Genomic DNA, 5,245 nt, shown 5'->3' with positions numbered 1-5,245 from the left:
CGGGGCTCCTGCAGCGCTGCGGGGAGAGGATCGCGCGGACGCTGGGACCCCGCAGGGCCTTTGTCGTGACGGATGCCAACGTCGGCCCCCTCTACCTGAGAGCCTGCCTCGACAGCCTGACCGATGCCGGGTTCACGCACGCCTCCCTTGCCCTCCCCGCGGGGGAGGGTACCAAGAACCTTTCCACCTTCGGCGAACTGCTCGAGGCGATGGCCCATGAAGGCATGGGCCGCACCGACATCGTCGTCGCGCTGGGCGGGGGCGTCATCGGCGATCTGGCCGGCTTCGCCGCTGGGTGCTACATGCGGGGCATCCCCCTCGTCCAGATCCCTACGACGCTGCTTGCCGCCGTGGACTCCTCCGTCGGAGGCAAGGCCGCCGTGGACCTGAGCGCCGGGAAGAACCTGGCTGGGGCATTTCACCAGCCCTCCCTCGTGCTGTGCGACACGGATTGCCTGACCTCCCTGCCGGACCGGGAGTACCGGTGCGGGGCTGCCGAGGCCATCAAGGTCGGGGTCCTGGGCGACGAGCCCCTGTTCCGGCTCTTCGAGGAGGGGGGCGCTCCCCGGGAGCGCCTTACGGACGTCATTCTGCACTGCGTTCGGTACAAGGCCGCCGTGGTGGAACGCGACGAGCGCGAGCAGGGCGAGCGAAGGCTGCTGAATCTGGGGCACACGGTGGGACACGCCATCGAGCGGTGCTCTGACTTTTCCATCCCTCATGGGCTGGCCGTGGCCGCTGGCCTCGCGGTCATCGCGCGCGCCTCGGCCAAGCGGGGCTGGTGCGCTCAGGACACGGCCCGCCGCGTCGAGAGGACGCTTATCAAAAACCGCCTACCCGCGACCACGGGCTTCCCGGCCGAGGCCCTGGCCCGCGCGGCGCTTTCCGACAAGAAGCGTTCCGGCAGCGACATCACGCTGATCACCCCCAAGGAGGTCGGCACCTGCGAGCTGCGCCGGGTGGGGGTCGACGAACTCCCCGGCGTCATCGCCGACGGCCTCGCCGAATCGGGTGAAGTGGCATGAGGGCCCTCATCCGTCCGCGCCCTCTCGCCGGGACCGTCACCGCTCCGGCGTCCAAGTCGGAGGCCCACCGCCTCCTGATCTGCGCCGCCCTGTCCGACCGGCCCACGCGCTTGACGCTCAACGGCACCTCAGAGGACATCGATGCCACGGCGGACTGCCTGCGGAGCCTCGGCGCCGAGGTCCTTCATGAGGAGGGCAGCCTCGTCGTCACTCCCATCAGGCGCGTTCCCGATGGTCCCCTGCTGGACTGCCGGGAGAGCGGATCGACGCTGCGGTTCCTGCTGCCCGTGGCGGCGGCTCTGGCCGAGGAGGCCCGCTTCACCGGCAGCGGGCGCCTGCCGGAGCGCCCCATCGGTGCGCTCCAGGCCGCTATGGCCCGACACGGCGTCTCCTTCAGCGCGGACCGCCTGCCGTTCAGAACCTCTGGCCGCCTTCAGGCCGGCGCTTTCGACCTGCCGGGCGACGTCAGCTCCCAGTACGTCACGGGGCTCCTGCTGACCCTTCCTCTGCTCAGCGGCGACAGCCTCCTGACCGTCCATCCCCCCCTGCGCTCCGCTGCCTACCTGGACATCACGCTGGCGGCACTGCGCCGCTTCGGAGTTCGGCCCCGTGAGGAGGGCGGAGGCGCGGACCTCCCCCGGCGCTTTCAGCTTTCGGGTCCCCAGGCGTTCCACACCCCGGGCGTCCTGGAGGTCGGAGGCGACTGGTCCGGCGCGGCGTTCTTCTTGGCAGCCGGGGCTTTGACCGGCCCTGTGAGCGTCCGGGGCCTTGACCCCGCCTCCCCTCAGGGAGATCGGAGGATACTGGACTTTCTCAAGGCGTTCGGAGCGGAGGTGAGCCTGCGGAAAGACGCGGTCACGGTGGCCCCTGGCTCCCTTCGGGGGCTGGAGGGCTGCCCCCTCGACGTCGATGCGACCCCCGACCTCCTGCCGGTCCTCGCTGCAACGGCGGCGTGGGCCGACGGCAGAACAGCCTTCGTCAACGGCGGGCGGCTCCGGCTCAAGGAGAGCGACCGCATCGCCTCGACGCTCTCGCTCATTCGCTCCCTCGGCGGCCGCGCGGAAGAGACGCCGGAGGGCGACGGGCTCATCGTCCAAGGCGGTGGGCTGGTCGGAGGGACCGCGGAGGGCTTTCACGACCACCGCATCGTCATGGCTGCGGCCGTCGCGGCCTCGCGTTGCCCTCAGGGCGTGACCGTCACGGACGCGGAGGCCTGTTCCAAGTCCTACCCGGCCTTCTTTGAAGACTACGCACGGTTGGGAGGCGACGTCCATGTCCTCTGAGTTCGGCATCAACATCCGCTTCAGCGTCTTTGGACAGTCCCATGGGCGGGCCATTGGGGTCCTGATCGACGGGCTACCGGCGGGCGAGCCCATCGACATGGAGGAGCTGGCGGCCTTCATGGAGCGCCGGCGCCCGGGGAAGTCCCGCCTATCGACAGCACGAAACGAGGCGGACCAGCCCCTCATCCTATCGGGCGTCCGGGAGGGCAGGACCTGCGGCTCCCCGCTCTGCGCCATGATCGAGAACGCGGACGCGCGCTCGGAGGACTACGGGAAGCTGTCGGACACGCCCCGCCCCGGGCACGCCGACTACACGGCGTGGGCGAAGTGGGATGGCGCTGCGGATATGCGGGGCGGCGGGCACTTTTCGGGACGGCTCACCGCCCCCCTGTGCATCGCGGGCGGCATCGCAAAACAGATCTTGTCGCGGCGGGGGATTTGGGTGGGGGCACACCTGGCGGAGGCCGCGGGTCAGACGGATGCTCCCCTCCCCCTCCGTCCATCGGCGGCTCTCCTTGCAGCCGTCGCCGGACGGGAGGTGCCCGTCCTCGACGAGGGGGCTGGCGCGCGCATGAAGGAGGCCATCCTGAAGGCCGCGGACGAGGGGGACTCCGTGGGGGGCATCGTGGAGTGCGCAGCCATCGGCCTGCCCGCCGGGCTGGGTGAGCCGATGTTCGGGGGCGTGGAGAACCGGTTGGCGGCCGCCCTGTTCGGAATTCCGGCCGTCAAGGGCGTGGAGTTTGGTGCGGGCTTCGCGGCGGCGCGCATGAGAGGTTCTCAAGACAACGACCCCTTTGAGGTGGGCGAGGGGGGGAAAATCCGGACCACCTCCAACAACGCGGGTGGCATCCTGGGGGGCATCACTACGGGGATGCCCCTGATCCTCCGGGCCGCCGTCAAGCCCACGCCTTCGATCTTCCAGCCACAGCGCACCGTCAGCCTGTCGCGGCGCGAGGTGGCGGAGCTCCGCATCGCGGGCCGGCACGACCCCTGCATCGCCCATCGGGCCGTCCCGGTGATCGAGGCCGTAACCGCCTGCGTGCTCCTGGACCTGCTGCACGACAAGCCTCCCGTCCTAAGGCCGGGGGCTGCGGACGATGACACATAACCGATAAAACACCGCCATAGGAGGAAAAAATCATGGACATCGCTGAAGTTCGTTCCAAGATCGACGACCTTGACCAAAGGATGCTGGACCTCTTCCTGGAGCGCATGAGCCTGATGGGAGAGGTAGCAAAGTACAAGGAGGCGCACCACCTGCCCATCGAGGACCGGGCCAGGGAACGCGAGGTACTGGCAAGGGTGATGGACAGGGCGGGCGACATGGAGGAGTACGCCTTCTACTTCTTCTCCAGGCTGATGAGCCTCGCCAGGGCCAGACAGAACGAGTTCCTTTCCAGCCCGAGCAAGGTGCGCGCCCTTGTGGAGCGCGCGGTTGCCCGCGTCGAGGACCTGTTCCCCAAGACGGGGAGCGTGGCCTGCCAGGGAGTGGAGGGCTCCAACGCCCAGGCCGCCTGCGACAAGCTGCTGCCGAGGGGGCGCATCCTCTACATGAAGACGTTCAAGGCCGTCTTCGACGCCGTGGGGTCCGGGCTGTGCCAGTACGGCGTGCTGCCCATCGACAACAGCCTCAACGGCTCCGTGCGCGCGGTGTACGAGTTGCTCCGGGAACGCCGGTTCTTCATCGTCCGCAGCACCCGCCTCTTCATACGCCACGTGCTGATGGCGAAGCCCGGCGTCAAGCTCAGCGAGATCCGGAACGTCTACTCCCACCCCCAGGCGCTGGGGCAGTGCTCGGACTTCCTGGACTCCCTCGAGGGCGTCGAGGCCATCCCCTACCCCAACACGGCGTCCGCGGCCAGAATGGTAGCGGAGTCCGGGGATCGGACCGCCGCGGCCATCGCGGCGCCCGGCTGCGCCGCCCTCTACGGGCTCACCCCCTTAAAGGAGGACATTCAGGACAACGACAACAACCAGACCCGCTTCATCTGCATCGCGAAGGAACCCGTCATCTACGCCGGGTCGAACCACCTGAGCGTCATCCTGGCCTGCGAGAACACCCCCGGTGCGCTGAACGACGTCCTCTCCAAGTTGGCCGCCCACGGGGTCAACATGAACAAGCTGGAGAGCTGCCCCGTCGTGGGGCGCAATTACGAGTTCATCTTCTTTCTTGAGATGGACGGCTCCGTGCAGGACGCGGGCGTCCTCTCGATGCTGGAGGACCTGGAGCGCTCCTGCCCCAGCTTCGACCTCCTGGGAAACTACGCGATCGTCTGACCATGCCCGCCTTTGGACTCATCGGACGAACGCTGGGGCATAGCTGGTCCGTCCCTATCCACAGGGCGCTTGGCTGCGAGGACTACCGGCTGTTCGAGCTTGAGCCGGAGGAGCTGGAGGGCTTTCTCCGGCGGGAGGACGTGGGCGGGCTCAACGTGACGATCCCCTACAAGCGCGACGTGATGCCCCTTTGCGACGAGCTGGCGGAGAGCGCCCGCCGCGTCGGCAGCGTGAACACGATCGTGCGGGGCCCCAAGGGCCTGGTGGGGCACAACACCGACCTCTATGGGCTGCTCTGGGCCGCGGAGCGCGCGGGCATCTCCATGGCGGGGCGCAGGGTCGTGATCTTCGGCTCCGGCGGCGCCTCCCTCGCGGCACGGGCCGCGGCGGAGGCGCAGGGCGCCCGGTCGGTCGCCGTCATCTCCCGAAGGGGACCGGACAGCTATCGGAACCTGAACCGTCACGCGGACGCGGAGGTGCTCATCAACGCGACGCCCGTCGGCATGTACCCCCGGACGGGCGAGAGGGTCGCGGACCCCGCCCTCTTTCCCCGCTGCCGGGGCGTCATCGACCTGATCTACAACCCGCGGCGAACCGCCCTTCTGATGCGGGCGGAGGAGCTGGGGATCCCCTCTACGGACGGCCTGCCGATGCTCGTGG

The 5,245-nt window shown here is 69.0% G+C and carries 5 protein-coding genes; all 5 read left to right on the top strand.

Going from position 1 to position 5,245, the window contains the following annotated elements:
* Window positions 1-1,025 (top strand): 3-dehydroquinate synthase (gene aroB / locus SY1_RS07490; RefSeq protein WP_208873301.1); only part of this gene is annotated, 1,025 nt, incomplete at its 5' end.
* On the top strand, window positions 1,022-2,308 hold the full coding sequence (gene aroA, locus SY1_RS07485; protein WP_015556658.1) for a 3-phosphoshikimate 1-carboxyvinyltransferase: 1,287 nt from the start codon (window positions 1,022-1,024) through the stop codon (window positions 2,306-2,308). The genes aroB and aroA, both read left to right, overlap by 4 nt.
* Window positions 2,298-3,416 (top strand): chorismate synthase, encoded by a 1,119-nt coding sequence (gene aroC / locus SY1_RS07480; RefSeq protein ID WP_015556657.1) that lies wholly within the window; start codon window positions 2,298-2,300, stop codon window positions 3,414-3,416. The genes aroA and aroC overlap by 11 nt, the downstream gene beginning before the upstream one ends.
* Window positions 3,417-3,448: 32 nt before the next feature.
* A complete protein-coding gene (locus tag SY1_RS07475) occupies window positions 3,449-4,585 on the top strand; it encodes a bifunctional chorismate mutase/prephenate dehydratase (protein ID WP_015556656.1) in 1,137 nt (378 codons plus the stop codon).
* Window positions 4,586-4,587: 2 nt separating this feature from the next.
* On the top strand, window positions 4,588-5,245 hold a 658-nt coding region (locus SY1_RS07470; protein WP_208873300.1), incomplete at its 3' end, for a shikimate dehydrogenase family protein.

Source organism: Fretibacterium fastidiosum (assembly GCF_000210715.1).
Taxonomy (GTDB): Bacteria; Synergistota; Synergistia; order Synergistales; family Aminobacteriaceae; genus Fretibacterium; species Fretibacterium fastidiosum.
The sequence above is the reverse complement of the archived record's forward strand: the minus strand, read 5'-3'. Positions and strand labels throughout refer to the sequence as shown.